This window comes from Micromonospora sp. A202, assembly GCF_006715105.1.
GTDB classification, from domain to species: Bacteria; Actinomycetota; Actinomycetes; order Mycobacteriales; family Micromonosporaceae; genus Micromonospora; species Micromonospora zamorensis.
On the sequence record NZ_VFMP01000001.1, the window covers coordinates 205560 to 221136 of the forward strand.

Annotated in this window: 15 protein-coding genes; 8 read left to right on the forward strand and 7 right to left on the reverse strand. The window is 72.1% G+C overall.

Annotated elements, in window-relative coordinates:
• Positions 1 to 27: 27 nt before the first annotated feature.
• On the reverse strand, positions 28 to 2511 hold the full coding sequence (locus FBZ33_RS00980) for a helicase-associated domain-containing protein (protein ID WP_099850050.1): 2484 nt from the start codon (positions 2509 to 2511) through the stop codon (positions 28 to 30).
• A gap of 84 nt (positions 2512 to 2595) precedes the next feature.
• On the opposite strand from FBZ33_RS00980, the gene FBZ33_RS00985 reads away from it, so the two are divergent.
• Positions 2596 to 3219 carry an HAD family hydrolase gene (locus tag FBZ33_RS00985; RefSeq protein ID WP_141907673.1) on the forward strand — a complete coding sequence of 208 codons (624 nt, stop codon included), beginning with the start codon at positions 2596 to 2598 and terminating at the stop codon, positions 3217 to 3219.
• A gap of 27 nt (positions 3220 to 3246) precedes the next feature.
• A complete protein-coding gene (locus FBZ33_RS00990; protein WP_088951221.1) occupies positions 3247 to 3633 on the forward strand; it encodes a cold-shock protein in 387 nt (128 codons plus the stop codon).
• Here the strand turns inward: FBZ33_RS00990 and FBZ33_RS00995 are convergent.
• The 3 genes from FBZ33_RS00995 to FBZ33_RS01005 form a co-directional block, all read right to left on the reverse strand.
• On the reverse strand, positions 3594 to 4442 hold the full coding sequence (locus FBZ33_RS00995; protein WP_141907674.1) for a 1,4-dihydroxy-6-naphthoate synthase: 849 nt from the start codon (positions 4440 to 4442) through the stop codon (positions 3594 to 3596). The two genes, FBZ33_RS00990 and FBZ33_RS00995, sit on opposite strands and share 40 nt — an antisense overlap.
• 411 nt (positions 4443 to 4853) lie before the next feature.
• Complete coding sequence (locus FBZ33_RS01000) at positions 4854 to 5504, reverse strand: futalosine hydrolase (protein ID WP_141907675.1); 651 nt, start codon at positions 5502 to 5504, stop codon at positions 4854 to 4856.
• Positions 5501 to 7102 carry an MFS transporter gene (locus FBZ33_RS01005; RefSeq protein WP_141907676.1) on the reverse strand — a complete coding sequence of 534 codons (1602 nt, stop codon included), beginning with the start codon at positions 7100 to 7102 and terminating at the stop codon, positions 5501 to 5503. Before FBZ33_RS01005 ends, FBZ33_RS01000 begins: the two co-directional genes overlap by 4 nt.
• A gap of 106 nt (positions 7103 to 7208) precedes the next feature.
• On the opposite strand from FBZ33_RS01005, the gene FBZ33_RS01010 reads away from it, so the two are divergent.
• Complete coding sequence (locus tag FBZ33_RS01010; RefSeq protein ID WP_141907677.1) at positions 7209 to 8030, forward strand: DUF3027 domain-containing protein; 822 nt, start codon at positions 7209 to 7211, stop codon at positions 8028 to 8030.
• Between the two features lie 36 nt (positions 8031 to 8066).
• Here FBZ33_RS01010 and FBZ33_RS01015 read toward each other — a convergent pair whose 3' ends face one another.
• Positions 8067 to 8312 carry a DUF2530 domain-containing protein gene (locus FBZ33_RS01015; RefSeq protein WP_141907678.1) on the reverse strand — a complete coding sequence of 82 codons (246 nt, stop codon included), beginning with the start codon at positions 8310 to 8312 and terminating at the stop codon, positions 8067 to 8069.
• Between the two features lie 88 nt (positions 8313 to 8400).
• Between FBZ33_RS01015 and FBZ33_RS01020 the strand changes: the two genes are divergently transcribed.
• The 5 genes from FBZ33_RS01020 (at position 8401) to thpR (ending at position 13063) form a co-directional block, all read left to right on the forward strand.
• A complete protein-coding gene (locus FBZ33_RS01020; RefSeq protein ID WP_088952161.1) occupies positions 8401 to 9879 on the forward strand; it encodes an NCS2 family permease in 1479 nt (492 codons plus the stop codon).
• A gap of 116 nt (positions 9880 to 9995) precedes the next feature.
• Positions 9996 to 10445 (forward strand): MarR family winged helix-turn-helix transcriptional regulator, encoded by a 450-nt coding sequence (locus tag FBZ33_RS01025; protein WP_172862146.1) that lies wholly within the window; start codon positions 9996 to 9998, stop codon positions 10443 to 10445.
• A 73-nt stretch (positions 10446 to 10518) separates the two neighbouring features.
• The gene (locus FBZ33_RS01030; RefSeq protein WP_141907679.1) at positions 10519 to 11802 is read left to right on the forward strand and encodes an MFS transporter; all 1284 of its coding nucleotides are present in this window, start codon (positions 10519 to 10521) and stop codon (positions 11800 to 11802) included.
• Between the two features lie 161 nt (positions 11803 to 11963).
• On the forward strand, positions 11964 to 12473 hold the full coding sequence (locus tag FBZ33_RS01035) for a hypothetical protein (RefSeq protein WP_141907680.1): 510 nt from the start codon (positions 11964 to 11966) through the stop codon (positions 12471 to 12473).
• 5 nt (positions 12474 to 12478) lie between these two features.
• Positions 12479 to 13063: an RNA 2',3'-cyclic phosphodiesterase gene (gene thpR, locus FBZ33_RS01040; protein WP_141907681.1), complete on the forward strand. Its 585-nt coding sequence runs from the start codon at positions 12479 to 12481 to the stop codon at positions 13061 to 13063.
• Between the two features lie 109 nt (positions 13064 to 13172).
• On the opposite strand, the gene sepH is transcribed toward thpR, so the two are convergent.
• Positions 13173 to 14252, reverse strand: a complete 1080-nt coding sequence (gene sepH, locus FBZ33_RS01045; RefSeq protein ID WP_088951230.1) for a septation protein SepH — start codon at positions 14250 to 14252, stop codon at positions 13173 to 13175.
• Positions 14253 to 14437: 185 nt separating this feature from the next.
• Positions 14438 to 15565, reverse strand: a complete 1128-nt coding sequence (serC, locus tag FBZ33_RS01050) for a phosphoserine transaminase (RefSeq protein WP_088951231.1) — start codon at positions 15563 to 15565, stop codon at positions 14438 to 14440.
• Between the last annotated feature and the right edge of the window lie 12 nt (positions 15566 to 15577).

A 15577-nucleotide genomic window follows, 5' to 3' on the forward strand; every position in this document is an offset into this window, starting at 1 on the left:
GCCGTCGGCCGACCCGGCCCGACCCGGTCAGTCCGCCAGCACCGCCGCGGTGACCCGGTGCAGTGCGAACGTGTGCAGCATCTCGGTCCGTTCGTCCTCGGCGCGTAGATAGCCAGCGCCGATCGAGACCGGCTTGACCAGGCGGGACGCGGTCGCCCCGTGCGCGTCGACGTAACCGACCCAGACCAGCGCCTTGTCCCGTACCGCCTGCTGGAGCACCGCCAGGGCTTCGCTGTGCGTGTGCGCCGGCACCGGGCCACCGCCCAGCCCTGCCGCACCGCCACGCACCACCGCCGGCGCCCGTCGGGCCGCCCGCGCCGCCGCGTCACCGCGCCGGATGTGCTCCACCACCCCGAGCAGCCGGGGCATGGGCAGCTTCGGGGCGGCCAACGGATCGAGTGTCCGGGTGGTCACCGAGACCCGAGGCGGGGCCCGTCGGATTCGTGGCCGGGTCAGCACGGTGCTGCCGGTGCCGTCCTCCTGCACCGGGGCGTACCCGGCGTCGCGCAGCGCACCCAGCAGGCGACCGACCTGGTACTGCGTGCACAGCACCGTCGGCGCGAGCCGGCGCAGCGCCAACGACTCCAGCCGCCGGTCCGCCAGCACCTCGCTGATCAGCGTCTCGTCGTCGCTGCGCAGGTACGCCCCGGCCAGGCCGACACGCAGCCCACCGTGCTTACGGGCCACGTCGTCCACCAGGTAGGTGAGGCCCTGCGGAATCGGAGTACGCGATCGTCGCCGGAACACGTCGTGCAGGTCGTCGGCCGTGTAGCCGGAGTCGAGTGCCCGCCGGACGCTGGCCGTGGTGACCCGGTGGACGCTGGCCCCACCGGCCGACTCAAGCTCGGTCATCGCCTCCAACTCGACGCCGAGCGCCGGCTCGGGCGGGCCGGGCACCACCACTGTCAGGTCGGCCTGCACCAGGAAGTGGTCGACCGGGGCGGGCAGCAGTGCGTCCAACGCCCGGGCGGCAGCGGACGGGTCACCACTCTCGACGTCCGCGTGCACGCCCAGCGGGTCGCCGCCCCGCTCGTCGGTCGACGTCAGGTCACCCAGCAGCAGCCGACCGTACGAGGTGAGCGCCCCCAGCCCGGTGACGCCCAACTGCGCGGCCTCGGCCAGCACCTCCCGGTGGGCGGCGTCCCGGCCCCGGCTGCGGCGCGGAGCCCGCCAGTCCAGCAGGTCCTGCACCTCCTCGGGCGTGGGCGCGGTCGCCGGTTCCAGATCGGCGAGCACGCCGAGCACCGCCCGCCGGGTGGCCGGCACACCCGCCCGTTCGGCCTCCGCGGAGAGGGCGGTGATCGGGCGGTCCCGGTCGTCCCGGCGGCCGACCAACCCCACCTGCCGGGTCATGCTCAGCCAGGCTCGGGCCAACTGCTCCCACCGTTGGGCCAGCGAGGCGGCCCGCCACACCTCGTACCCGCCGGTCGGCAGCACCTGCTGATCCGCCCCGTACCGGCTGGTGGTCGCACCCGGCATCTCCAGCTCGCCGGCGAGCCCCGCCGCGTACGCCACCTCCAGCAGCAGCGCGGTCGTCGGCTCGTCCAGCCCGGCGGTACGCGCCAGCCTCCGCAGGTCGCGTACGCCGATGCCACCGGAGCGCAGCACCGGCGCGGGCTCGTCGGCGAGTTGCTCCAGCAGCCCTTCGGTGTGCCGGACCACCTCCATCGTCTGCCCGGCGCCAGCCGAGTCGACCGCCTTCGGCTCGCGGGGCGCGGCGGCCACCGGCGGTGGGCTGGTGCGCAGTGGCCCGAGGGGGCCGCTGTCCCGGCGCAGCAGCAGACCGACCTCACGGGGCAGCTCCACAGTGCCGGCGGCCGTCGACGACCCGGTCGTCACGGGGACCAGCAGCCGGTTGTCGACGAGCCACCGCACCGGGGAGCCGGCCGGGGCGCCACCGTTGGTCGGGTCGGAGAGCACGGGATCCTCCGCGCCCAGCGGCGGTGCCTGCAACGCGCCCGGGGGCACGCTGCCCACCGGCGGGCCGGCCGCCAACCGGTCCAGGATCGCCCGGGCCGAGGGCGGGGCGGCGAGCAGCGTCCGCCGCAGCTTCGCCGGGTCCGCACAGAGCTCGGCCGTGCGCGGGTCCAGCTCCGCGGCCGGTCGACCGAGCCCGGCGGGGTACGGGGCGACTTCGTCGACGGCTGGCAGCACCTGCAGTGCGTGCTCCGGGCCGTACAGCAGGAACAGCGCGCGTAGCCGGCCCACGGCGGCCCGGACAGCGGTCGGGGCCGGCGGTTGCGGCCCTGCGGTCGCCATGGCGAGCACGGTGTCGGTGGTGGTGGTGCCGTCGTCCGGGTTCCGGGTGAGGCGGGCGGCGTCGAGGATCTGGAGGGTGAACTGGTCCAGCCCGTCCAGCGCACGAGCCACCGAGACCCGGGACTGGGCCCGGATGGCCAGGGCGGAGACGTCGGCTGGCACGGGCACGACGAGGTCCGGCCGCAGCTGGAGGAGCGCGGCCAGTGACTCGTCGGGCAGCGACCGCAGGTGGTCGGCGAGTGAGGTGGTCATCGTCTTTCCACGCTAGCCCGGCACCGGGCTTCCGCGCCCCTCGGACGTTCGGCTGGGCAGGTGTCGACGGGTACGTTTCTCGGCATGCCCGCACTGACCGTCGGTTTCGATCTCGACATGACCCTGGTCGACTCCCGCCCCGGCATCGCCGCGACCTTCGAGGCGCTGACCGCGCGGACGGGCGTGCCGGTGGACGCCGAGCTGGCGGTGTCCCGGCTCGGGCCGCCGCTGCGCACCGAGCTGGCGTACTGGTTCCCGCCGGGAGAGGTCGAGTCGGCCGTTCGCGCGTACCGCGAGTTGTACCCGGCGTACGCGATCACCCCTACGGTCCCGCTGCCGGGCGCGCGGGAGGCCATCGACGCCATCCGGGCCCGGGGCGGCCGTGTGCTGGTCGTCACAGCGAAGATGGGCCGGCTGGCCCGGCTGCACCTGGACCACCTCGGTCTCACCGTCGACGAGTTGGCCGGTGACCTGTTCGCCGAGCAGAAGGCGACAGCCCTGCGGGAGCACGACGCGACCCACTACGTCGGCGACCATGTGGCGGACATGGTGGCGGCGGGGGCGGCCGGGGTGCCCGGGATCGCCGTGGCGACCGGCCCTTGCTCTCCGGACGAGCTGCGCGCGGCAGGCGCGGAAGTCGTGTTGAACGACCTCACCCAATTCCCGGCGGCGCTCGACGACATGATCCAGCTAGCCTTGGAGCAGTAGCGGCTCAAGTGAAGCAGGGGTTTTCAGGTGCCTACGGGTCGAGTGAAGTGGTACGACACGGCCAAGGGATACGGCTTCGTCACGAGTGACGAGGGCGGCGACGTGTTCCTGTCCAAGGCGGCGCTGCCGGCGGGTGTCACCGACCTCAAGGGTGGCCAGCGGGTCGACTTCAGCGTGGTGGACAGCCGCCGGGGCGCACAGGCCATGGGCGTCAAACTGCTGGACGCGCCGCCGTCGATGGCCGAGTTGCGCCGTCGACCGGCCGAGGAACTGCACGGCCTCGTCGAGGACATGATCAAGCTGCTGGAGGCGAAGGTCCAGCCGGACCTGCGTCGGGGCCGGTACCCGGACAAGAAGACCGCGCAGAAGATCGCTCAGCTGGTCCACGCGGTGGCGAACGAGCTGGAGGTCTGAGGCACCAGCCCGGCGGTGGCGGCCCGGTCGAGCAGTGCCGCCACCGCGGCGAAACCGGCCTCGCCCAGGTCCGCGGTGAACTCGTTGACGTAGAGGCCGATGTGCCGGTCCACCACGTCGAGTTCCATCTCCTGGGCGTGCGCCAGCACGTACTCCCGGCTGGCCGCCGGGTCCGCCCAGGCCTGCCGGACGGACTCGCGGACCCAGCCGGCCGCGGCCTCCGGGTCCACGGCGCCGCGGCGGGCGAGAATCGCGCCGAGCGGAATGGGCAGGCCGGTGTCGGCCTCCCACCATTCACCGAGGTCGACCAGCGCGCTGAGGCCGTGCCGGTGGTAGGTGAACCGGGCCTCGTGGATGACCAGCCCAGCGTCGTAGCGGCCGGCCGCGACGCCCGGCATGATCTCGTGGAACGGAACCACCTCGATCCGGGCCGGCGGTCGTCCGGCCGACCAGAGCCGGAACAGCAGGTACGCGGTGGTCCGGTCACCCGGCACCGCCACCGTGGCGCCGGTCAGGTCGGTGCGGTCCGGCCCGCCGTCGCGGTCGCCCCGGGTGAGCACCAGCGGGCCGCAGCCACGACCGAGCGCGCCACCGCAGGGCAGCAGGTGGTAGTCGTCGAGCAGCCAGGGCAGCGCCGCGAAGCTCACCTTCACCAGGTCGAAGGCGCCCTGCTCGGCCGCCGTGTTGGTGACGTCCACGTCGGCGTACGTCACCTCGACCGGCGGCGCGCCGGCCACCCGCCCGTGCACGAGCGCGTGGAAGACGAACGTGTCGTTGGGGCAGGGCGAGATCGCCAGAGAGAGCGCCACGCCCTTCACGTTAGCCCCGCCCCTGCCACACCGTCCGCGCCCACCCCGCCCACTGTGATCCGCACCGTCAGGGAGCAGCATTGAACTGCGGCGGGCGCTCGCCGGCACATGGGCGGTGGCGTGGGTGATGGCTATGTCTGGCGGACCGGACATCTACTTGTCACTCCCTTTGGAGCTGATGTCGCAAACGATTCAGCTCCAAAGGGCCTGCGGAGTGGGCCATCCACCGGCCGGAGTGGGTTGTCCACAGGGTTATCCACAGCTTCGGGTGGGGGTGTTGATAGCTCGCTGAGCGGCGGGGAGCATCGGCCTGTGACCGAGGCGACCGACCGCACCGACGCCACGGGCGCCGCTGCCGCCGCTGATCTTGGCCGGCTGAGCCACAGGGCTGCAGCTGAGGCTGGGCCATGGTCAGCGCAGCGCTGGGGCCGCAGCGGTCAGGGCGGTGAGGGCCTCGCGCAGCCGCCAGGCGTCCCGGTCGCGGGGGCCGATCGGGTTCGAGATGGTGCGCAGCTCGGCGAAGGGCACCCCAGCCTGGGCGGCGGCGACGGCCACCCCGTACCCCTCCATGGCCTCGGCGACCGCCTCCGGATGCCTCCGGCGCAGCTCCTCGGTGCTGGCGGTGGTGCCGGTGACCGTGCTGACGGTGAGCACCGGCCCGGTCGTGGCCGCTGGGAGGGCGGCCCGCAGTGCCGCCAGCAGACCCGGGTCGGTCGGCACCACGCCGCCGACACCCAGCATCGCGGGCGGCATGCCCAACTCGTCGACGGGGATGAAACCGTCCGGTGATTCGGCACCCAGGTCGGCGGCGATGCTGGCGGTGCCGAGCACGGTGTCGCCGACCTCGACCCGCCCGATGAAGCCGCCGGCCACGCCGGCGCTGACCACTGCACGGTACGGGCGGCCGGCGGCCTCGGCCAGCGCCAGCAGCCGGGCGGTGGCGGCACCGGCGACGGCCGGGCCCACGCCAACCGGGGTGACGGTCACGGTGGGATCGGTCAGACCGGCGCGGACGGCTTCCGCCTCGGCTGGTACCGCGGTCACCACCAGCAGACCGCTCACGAGACTGAGCCGGGGGACTCCCGGCGGGTCTCGTCGTCCGCCCCGCCGCCCGGGCCGCCAACCGCTGAGGACGGGCGGTAGATGTGGTAGCCGGGAGGGGCCAGGCTGGGATCGTCGTACTGCGGGGAGCTGGCCTGGGCCGGTGCCGGCGAGGTGGGCGCGGCGTCCCCGGGCTCGTCGGCCGGCTCGTCCTCGGTCAGCTCGTCGTCGCCGAGCGGCCGGCCGGCCAGCTTCTCGCCGCGCAGCCGGGCGGCGACCAGCACACCCCGGATCGCGGCCAGGACGCCCACCCCGGCGGCCACGGCGATGCCCATCCGACCGTCGAACGGGACCAGCCCCAACCCTCCACCGGCGACGAAGGCGAGCATCAGCACCGTCTCCGAATGGGCGAAGGAACTCGCGCGCAGCCGCTCCGGGATGCGCTCCTGGATCGAGGCGTCCACGGCCAGCTTCGATATCCCGCTGACCAGCGCGGCGACCAGGCAGAGCAGGGCGACCATCACCAGCGAGAACTGGATGACGGCGAGCACCGCCACCCCGGCCACGATGATCATGCTGCTGGACTGGATGGCGGTCGGCCGGTGGATGCGCAGTCGGGTGCCGATGGCGGTGGCCAGGAAGGTGCCGACCGCGAGGGCCCCGCCGACCAGCCCCAGCGCCCACTCAGCGCCCAGATCCCGGCCGAACGCGACAGTGGTCAGGTCGCCCTTCTTGATCGCGAAGGCGAGGAAGAGCAGCAGGAAGCCGTACACCGCGCGGAGCGTCGCGGCGCCGATCAGCGACGCGATCACCAGGCGGCCGGCGGGTCGGCCTCGGCCCAGCGGCCGATCGCCACGGCGGCGGCCCAACGCGCGCAGCGGCCGGGGGACCCGCTCCGGTGGCTCCGAATCGGCCTTCGGCGGCAGACGCAGGGAGATCACCATGCCGACCAGGAAGATCACCGACGCGACGCGCAGCGGCCACTGCGGACCGAACCAGAACGCGGCCAACCCGATCGGCGCGACCAGCGCACCCGCGACCGTGCCGTAGACGCTGGCCCGGGCGCCCACCTGGGACAGGCCGAGCCCTTCCGGCAACAACCGGGGCACGGCCGCGGACCGGGCCACGCCGTACGCCCGGGACAGCGCGAGCACCCCGAACGCGGCCGGATAGAGCCCGAAGCCGTGGATGTAGTCGGAGATCAACCAGGCCAGGAAGGCGCGGCCCAGCATCGTCGCGGCCAGCGCGTACCGCCGGCCGTGCCGGAAGTGGTCCAGCAGCGGGCCCACCACGGGGGCGAGCATGGCGAACGGCACCATGGTCACCAGCAGGTAGAGGGCGACCTTGCTGCGGGCCTCGCCCAGCGGCACGTTGAAGAAGATCGTGCCGGCCAGGCCGATGGCGATCAGGGTGTCACCGGCGCAGGAGAGCGCGTGCAGGTCGAACAGGCGGACCATGCCGACCTCGCCACCGGCGCCCCGGGCCCGGGCGCTGCCGGCCCGACGGGTCACCCAGCGGCCGCTGCCCAGCGAACCACGCAGCAGCAGACGAACGGCGCGAATGCCGGTGCCGACGGTCCGTCCGAGGACGGATCGCCCGGAGCGGGAGTACGACGGCATGTCCACCATCCTCGCCCATCCGATCCTGGTACGCCGCACCACTGCGGGGAAAGGTTCCCCGGGAGTCCCTGTCACCCCTGCGAGGCGCATAGGGAACAATGGTTAGGTGACCAGGCCTGTCTCCACCCGTGCCGCCCGTCTCGACCAGGTCTGCGCCGCCGCCGTCCAGGTGGCCCGCGCTGGCATCACCGAGGTCGACGCCGACGATGTCGGCGATCACCTGCAGGTTGTGGCCGAGGGTGAACGGCTGGTCACCCACTACTTCGAATGCCTCCTCGCCGGCTACCGCGGTTGGCGGTGGGCGGTCACCGTCACCCGGGTGTCGCGCAGCAAGACCGTGACCATCTGCGAGACGGTGCTGCTGCCCGGGTCCGACGCGCTGCTCGCGCCCGGCTGGCTGCCCTGGCAGGAGCGGCTCAAGCCGGGCGACCTGGGTCCGGGCGATCTGCTGCCGACCTCACCGGATGACGACCGGCTGGTCCCCGGCTACCTGCTCTCCGACGACCCGGCGGTCGAGGAGACGGCGTGGGAGCTGGGCCTCGGTCGGGCGCGCGTGCTCTCCCTCGAGGGCCGCATGGAGGCGGCGCAGCGCTGGTATGACGGCGACCACGGCCCCGCCGCGCCCATCTCCGCTGCCGCGCCAGCCGCCGCCCGATGTGGCACCTGCGGTTTCTACCTGCCGCTGGCCGGTGCGATGCGGCAGGCGTTCGGGGCGTGCGGCAACTTCTACGCCCCTGACGACGGCCGGGTGGTGAGCGCCGACCACGGTTGCGGTGCCCACTCCGAGACCCTGATCGAGGCGGCCGAGACCGCGGTCGAAGAGCTACCCACGGTGTACGACGACAGCGCGGTGGAGGCCATGTCGGTCAGCCGCGCCCCGGGCTCGGTGGAAGCCGCCGAGCCGGCGGAGCCGTACGGGCACTCCTGATCGTTCGCACCGGGAGTGGCCCGGTGCGTGGCCGGGTCAGCGCGCGCGGCGACGTCGTCGGTTGGCGTCGTGCCGCATCATCACGGCGAGGCCCGGGAAGCCCCACAGGAACCCGGCGAGGCAGGTCCAGAGCCAGTTCTGGTGACCGTGGTCGGTCAGCCAACCCCGGAAGAAGATCAGCAGGATCAGCCCGGCAATCGCCCAGGCGGCCAGCCCGGCGAGGGCGAACGGCACCATCGGCGGGTCCAGTGGTGCGGGCCGCGGTGGCTGCTCGTTCGGCATTCGGCAAGCGTACGCGACCTACTTCCCCTGCCCGTCGGTGATCTGGGACGATGCGCGCGACAACCGGAAGATCACCTGCGAGGACCTGATGGCAGTAGCGCCGCCCGAGAACGGCACCCCTCCCAACCCCGCTCACCCGCGTAACGGATTCGACCGGTTCTTCGAGATTTCCGCCCGGGGCTCGACGATGAGCCGCGAGGTACGCGGTGGCCTGGCGACCTTCTTCACGATGGCGTACATCGTGGTGCTCAACCCGCTGATCCTGGGTGGTGCCGTCGACGGTGACGGCAAGACCCTCCCCATTCCCGCGCTGGCTGCCGGGACCGCGCTGGTCGCCGGCCTGATGACCATCCTGATGGGCGTGGTGGGTCGGTTCCCGCTGGCGCTCGCCGCCGGTCTGGGTGTCAACGCGCTGGTGGCGTACGAGATCGCCCCCGAGATGACCTGGGCCGACGCGATGGGCCTGGTGGTGATCGAGGGTGTGATCATCGCTGTGCTGGTGTTGACCGGTCTGCGGACCGCTGTGTTCCGCGCGGTGCCGACCCAGATGAAGACCGCGATCGGGGTCGGGATCGGTCTGTTCCTGACCATCATCGGTCTGGTGGACGCCGGTTTCGTCCGACGGATCCCGGACGACGCCAACACCACAGTCCCGGTCGGTCTGGGCATCGGCGGCAAGCTGGTGAGCTGGCCGATGCTGGTCTTCGTGGTGGGCCTGCTGATCACCCTCGTGCTGGTGGTCCGCCGGGTACGGGGTGCGATCCTGATCGGCATCCTCGCCTCGACCGTGCTGGCGGTGATCGTGGAGGCGATCGGCAACATCGGCCCGTCGTTCGTCAACGGTCAGCCCAACCCCAAGGGTTGGTCGCTGAACGTGCCGGAGCTGCCGAAGACAGTGGTGGACCTGCCGGACCTGTCGCTGCTCGGCAAGTTCAACGTGCTCGACTCGTGGGGTCGGGCCGGTTGGCTGGTCGTGCTGATGTTCGTCTTCACGCTGCTGATCACGGACTTCTTCGACACCATGGGCACGATGGTGGCGGTCGGCCAGGAGGGCGACCTGCTCGACGAGCAGGGCACCCCGCCACGGGCCAAGGAGATCCTGCTGGTCGACTCGATCGCCGCGGCGGCCGGTGGTGCGGCCAGCACCTCCAGCAACACGTCGTACATCGAGAGTGCCGCCGGTGTCGGGGAGGGTGCCCGGACCGGCGTGGCCAGCCTGGTCACCGGCGTGCTCTTCCTGCTGGCGATGTTCCTGGCGCCGCTGGTGGTGATCGTGCCGTTCGAGGCGGCCTCGACGGCCCTGGTGGTGGTCGGTTTCCTGATGATGACAGCGGTGCGGACGATCGACTGGTCCGACTACGAGATCGCCATCCCGGCGTTCCTCACCATCGTGCTGATGCCGTTCACCTATTCGATCTCGAACGGGATCGGCGCTGGCCTGATCACCTTCGTGGTGGTGAAGCTGGCCCGGGGTAAGGCCCGGGAGGTCCACCCGTTGCTGTACGGGGTGGCCGTGCTGTTCGTGCTGTACTTCCTGCGCGGGCCGATCGAGTCCCTGGTGCTCTGACGTACGTTCCGGGCGGGGAATGGAACGGGATTCCCCGCCCGGAACAGCACCAACGTCCTCGTGAGCCTGGTCATAACGGATGTCGTTAGCCAGGCTCATTAGTTAAGCTAACTAACGTGATGGAGCGGACGGTGACGGCGGAACGCGTGCCACCGGCGCAACTGGCTCCCCAGTTGCGTGATGCGATCACCCGACTCAACCGGCGGGTCCGCCAGGCCCGACCGGTCGGCGACCTCACGGTCACCCAGGTTTCCGCGCTCACCAGCCTGCGGCTGGCCGGCGCGCTGACGCCCAGGGAGCTGGCCGACGTGGAGCGGGTGCAGCCGCCGACGATGACCAAGATCGTCGGGAAGTTGGAGGACCGCGGCCTCGTGCGGCGGACACCCCACCCGACCGACGGCCGGCAGGTCATCCTCGCGGCGACCGAAGGAGGGCAGGCCGTGCTCGACCAGTTCGAGCGGGCCCGCGACGAGTGGCTGGCCCACCGGCTGGCCGCACTCGACGAGGACGAACGGGAGACCCTGCAGAGGGCTGCCCAGATTCTTCAGCAGCTCGCTCGCGCCTGAGCCGCGCCCGCGCCACCGGGTCCGTGCCGTCACCTGTCGATGACGCGTACGTTCTTAAGGAGGCGCACGAAGAGTGCAGGCCAGGTTGAGCACGATGTTCCAGTCCCTGCAGGTCCGTAACTACCGCCTCTTCGCATCCGGGCAGCTGATCAAGTTGATCGGCGTCTGGATGATGTTCATCGCCCAGGACTGGCTCGTCCTTGAGCTCTCCAACAACTCGGCCACCGCGCTCGGCGTGGTCACCGCCTGCCAGTTCACGCCGGTGCTCCTGCTCACCCTGCTCTCCGGCCGACTTGCCGACCGGTACGACAAGCGGGTGCTGCTCTTCGTCGCCAACGCCTTCTGGACCGTGCTGGCGCTCGGCATGTCGGTGCTGGTCCTCACCGACCTGGTGCAGCTGTGGCACGTCTTCGCCTTCGCCGCGCTGCTCGGCACGGCCAACGCCGTGGAGACCCCGGTCCGTCAGGCGTTCGTCTCCGAACTCGTCGGCACTCCGCTGCTGCCCAACGCCTTGTCGCTGAACGCCGCCGTGTTCAACTCGGCGCGGATCGTCGGCCCGGCCGTCGCCGGCCTGGCGATCGCCGCCTTCGACGTCGGCCCGGTCTTCCTCTTCACCGCCCTCAGCTCCGTCGCGCCCCTGGTCAACGTGGTCCGGATGCGTACGGCCGACCTGCACCGCGACGCCCTGCTGCCGCGCGACGAGCGGGCGTCCGCACGGGTCATCGACGGGCTGCGGTACGTGTCGCGCCGCCCCGACCTGCTGCTGCCGATGGCGGTCATGTCGGTGATCGGCATGTCGCTGTTCAACTTCCAGCTGACCCTGGCCGCGCTGGCGAAGACGGTCTTCCACACCGGTGCCGCCTCCTTCGGCCTGTTCAGCACGGCGCTGGCCGTGGGCGCGCTCGGCGGTGCGCTCAGCGGCACCGGTCGGCGGAGCCGGCCGTCGGTCTGGCTGGTGCTCGGCGCGGCGATCGCCTGCGCCAGCTTCGGCACCCTGGTCGGTCTCGCCTCGACGTACTGGCTGGTCGTGGCACTGCTGGTGCCGACCGGCTTCTTCATGGTCTTCTTCGCCCAGGCCGCCAACCAGCGGGTCCAGTTGGGCGTGGACGCGGCCTTCCGGGGCCGGGTGATGGCGCTGTGGGTGTTGGTCTTCCTGGGTACCAACCCGGTCGGCGCGCCACTGATCGGCTGGGTCGCGGAGCGCTTCGGTGCCGGTGCCAGCATCTGGATGGGCGGGCTGATCTCGCTGGCCGCCGCGTTGATCGCCCTCACCTGGCAGCTGCGGCACTCCGGCGCCCGGCTGCGCTTCCGGGTGCTGCCGATGCCCCGCTTCTACGTCACGTCCACCGACTGCTGAGCTGTCCGGAAGGGCCCCCTCGTCATCGGACTTCGCATGACAAGGGGCCCTTCCGGGCACTGCCGCATCCGCGGTCCGATCCGCACGCGCCGTCTTGAGCGGATGACGCGGATGCGGGCAAACCGCTGGCGGGGCGGCACGATGGGGCTTAGCGTCGATACGTGGGAGTCGGACGCGCGCTGATGCTGGCCCTGGCGTTCCTCGCCGTGGCCAGTCTTCCGGCGGCACTCGCCCTGCTCTTCTGCTATGACGAGATCCTCGACCGGGTGGTCTGCGGCTGGTCCGAGTGGCGTGATCGCCGACGGGAGAAACGGACGATCGCGCGTCTCGACCGGACCATCGAGGCCGACGCGCTGACCCGGGACATCGACCTCAGCGAGTTCGACCGCACCGACCGTCGGCCCCTGGAGCAACTCGCCGCCGACCTGCGCCGCCTCGGCGGTCAGCGGCTCGGCGGCACGGGCCGGTCGATGGTCTGGCACGGCGCGCTGCTCCAGGCGTACGACGACCGGCTTCGCCTCGCCTGCCGCGCCCTCGGCATCACCGAGCACCTTGGTGAGTTGGAGGGCGTCGATCAGGAGATCGAGCGGGTCCGGGTGGAGGGTGTGCTGCACGCCGCCGGGCTGACCCTGCCAGCGGCTCGGGCCGGGCACCGGCAACGGCACCGCTGAGACTGTTGCGGCTCTTCGTCGCGGTCTACCCGCCCCCCGAGTCGGTCGGCCACCTCGGCGCGCAGGTCGCGCGACTACGGGTCGGCGCAGCGGCTGCCGCCGACATCAACGTCCGGCTCGCCGATCCGGCCCATCTGCACGTCACCTTGGCCTTCCTCGGCGACGTCGAGGCGGCCCGGCTGGTCGAGGTGGAGAGCGCGCTCGGGCTGGCCGCCGAAGCGTTCCACGACGGCCGGAACGCCCCGCCCCGGTTCAGCCTCGGTGGCGGTGGTCGGTTCGGTCAGGGTCGGTCCACTGTGCTCTGGGTGGGCCTGCGAGGCGAGGTCGACGCACTGCACCTGCTCGCCGGGCTGGTCCGGTCCCGGTTGCGGCAGGCCCGGCTGCCGTGCGACGACGCCAGGCCGTTCCGCCCGCACCTGACCGTGGCCCGGCCGGGCGATCGGATGGACCTGGCTGACATCGAGGCGGACCAGGCCGACCTGGACGACTACCAGGGACCGGAGTGGCCGGCGACGGAGCTGCTGCTGATCCGCAGCCACCTCGACCCGCGACCATCGCGCTACGACCGGCTCGCCGCCTGGCCGCTCTGACCCGGCACTCTCGTTGCCTGTTCGGCGGCGCGGGGACACCGAAGACGTCGATGAGGCTCACGTGTTTCGCGTTGGCGGGTGGCGAACCGCCACCCGCCAACGCGAAGCGTCAGGAGGACTCGCGTGCGGCCGGGCCGCTGCCGAAGAGGACGTCGTCCCAGCTCGGCAGCCGCTTGCGCGGCTTGCCGTTGGCATCGGTGGACTCGCCGCCAGCGGCTGCCGCAGCGCCCGTCCGGCGAGGCCGCAGCACCGCCAGCGACGGCACGGCCGGCACCTCCTTGGGCGCGTCCGAGTCGTCGTCGAAGGCCGACCCCTGGCCGCCGCCGAGCAACGCGGCGGCACCCCCGCCGACCGGCCGCTGCCGGGGCGCGTCCGAGCCGGCGAGAGCAGCCGGGGTACGCGGTTCCAGACCACGGCCCGACGAGGCGCCGAGTGGGCGGTCCAGTGAGGCGAGCAACGCATCGCGGCCAGCGCGGATCGGATCCCGACCGGGACGCGGGTGCTCGGACGCCGCCGGCAACCCGTGCCCACCTCGGCTCGGCTCACCGCGCGACGGGCCCGGCAGGGCATGCCCGCCCCGCTCCGGTGCGGGCTCCTGGCCGAGGATCGGCGTGGGCCGCTCGGCGCACAGATACTGCGCCATGTCGTCGTGCGGGGCGACCGACTGCCGGGTCTTGTCGAGATCCCAGATGGCCTGCGCGGTGGCCTTGCCGGACGGCCAGGTGGCGATGATCCGCCAGGTGCCGTCATCACGCCGGTATGCGTCCCAGGAAATCTTCTCGGTGTCGATGCCGTGCTGGCTCAGCCGACCGTTGACCACCTCGGCGAGCGGGGTGGGCTTCTCCGCTCCCTTGAGGCGGGTGCGGCGGGCATGCTGCGCGAGCATCGCCCGCTCCTGCAGGACCGGGCCGGCATAGCGCAGCACCCGGTCGACCGGCACACCGGCGATCCGGGCGACATCCTCGGCGGACTCACCGGAGCGGATGCGGGCCTGGATGTCCCGCGGGGACAGTGAGGGAATCGGATCGGCTGCGGTCGGCGCCGCCGCGAGCGGCGGCGAACCGGGCTCCGCGTGCAGCGCACCGGAGATCCGTTCGTCGATCGGCAGGGCGAGCAACCGCCCGACCTCGTCGGCGAGAACCAGAGCATGGCCGTCCTCGGAGAGGGCGACGAAGCGTACTGGGCGCATAGCGTTGCCTCCGTCCCGCTTCGCTGGCCGCACGCCACGAGTCGGCCACCCAGGCGTCTCGGACCACCGTACGCGCATCTGTCTCGGGGTGGGGGAAGCGACACCCCGCATGTCGTGACTGAGCTGCGGCAATGATCACGGTCGGTGTCGGTGGAGGCCTCCACCGACACCGACCGTGACGAACGTCAGAGTCGCTCGACCACGTAGTCGATGGACGCGGTCAGCGCCTCGACATCTGCCGGCTCGATGGCCGGGAACAGCGCCATCCGGAGCTGGTTGCGGCCGAGCTTGCGGTACGGCTCGGTGTCCACGATGCCGTTGGCGCGCAGCGCCTTCGCGATCGCGGTGGCGTCCACCTCGTCGGCAAAGTCGATCGTGGCGACCACGTTGGAGCGCAGTGCCGGGTCGCCGACGAACGGGGAGGCCACGCTGGAACGCTCCGCCCAGCCGTACACCGTGGCGGCGCTTTCGGCGGTGCGCTTGGCCGCCCAGGCCAGGCCACCCTGCGCGTTCATCCAGTCGGTCTGCTCGGCGGCCAGGAAGATGGTGGCCAGCGCCGGAGTGTTGTAGGTCTGCTCCAGCCGCGAGTTGTCGATCGCGGTGACCAGGTCGAGGAAGGCGGGGATGTAGCGCCCGGACGCCTTGATCTCGGCGGCCCGGTCCAGCGCGGCCGGTGACATCAGGGCCAGCCAGAGGCCGCCGTCGGAGCCGAAGCACTTCTGCGGGGCGAAGTAGTAGACGTCGGTCTCGCCGACGTTGACCTCCAGGCCACCCGCGCCGGAGGTCGCGTCGACCAGCAGCAACGCGCCCTCGTCCGCGCCGGCCACCCGGCTGATCGGGACCGCCACACCGGTCGAGGTCTCGTTCTGCGGTGTCGCGTACGCGTCCACGCCGGATTCGGCGACCAGCGTCGGCGCGCTGCCCGCGTCGGCCTTGCGGACGGTCGGCTCGCCCAGGAACGGCGCGTCCTTGACCGACTTGGCGAACTTGGCGCCGAACTCGCCGAAGCTGGCGAACTGGGCGCGGTCGCGAATCAGGCCGAAGGTGGCGACCTCCCAGAATGCGGTGGTGCCACCGTTGCCGATCACGACCTCGTAGCCCTCGGGCAGCGAGAAGAACTCGGCGATGCCGGAGCGCAGTCGCGCCACCTGGTCGCGGACCGTCTTCTGCCGGTGCGAGGTGCCCAGGTAGCTCGTCGCGACCTCGGCAAGGGCGGACACCGCCGCTGGGCGGACCTTGGACGGGCCACAGCCGAAACGTCCGTCGGCGGGCTTGATGTCATCGGGAATCCGGATGGTCGGTGCGTCAGCCACGGTCTTGAAGAT

What these genes read in the sequence shown, in the direction of transcription:
- FBZ33_RS00980 (WP_099850050.1), bottom strand. Translation starts at nt 2,511, where the DNA reads ATGACCACCTCACTCGCCGACCACCTGCGGTCGCTGCCCGACGAGTCA.
- FBZ33_RS00985 (WP_141907673.1), top strand. Translation starts at nt 2,596, where the DNA reads ATGCCCGCACTGACCGTCGGTTTCGATCTCGACATGACCCTGGTCGAC.
- FBZ33_RS01005 (WP_141907676.1), bottom strand. Translation starts at nt 7,102, where the DNA reads ATGCCGTCGTACTCCCGCTCCGGGCGATCCGTCCTCGGACGGACCGTC.
- FBZ33_RS01015 (WP_141907678.1), bottom strand. Translation starts at nt 8,312, where the DNA reads ATGCCGAACGAGCAGCCACCGCGGCCCGCACCACTGGACCCGCCGATG.
- FBZ33_RS01020 (WP_088952161.1), top strand. Translation starts at nt 8,401, where the DNA reads ATGGCAGTAGCGCCGCCCGAGAACGGCACCCCTCCCAACCCCGCTCAC.
- sepH (WP_088951230.1), bottom strand. Translation starts at nt 14,252, where the DNA reads ATGCGCCCAGTACGCTTCGTCGCCCTCTCCGAGGACGGCCATGCTCTG.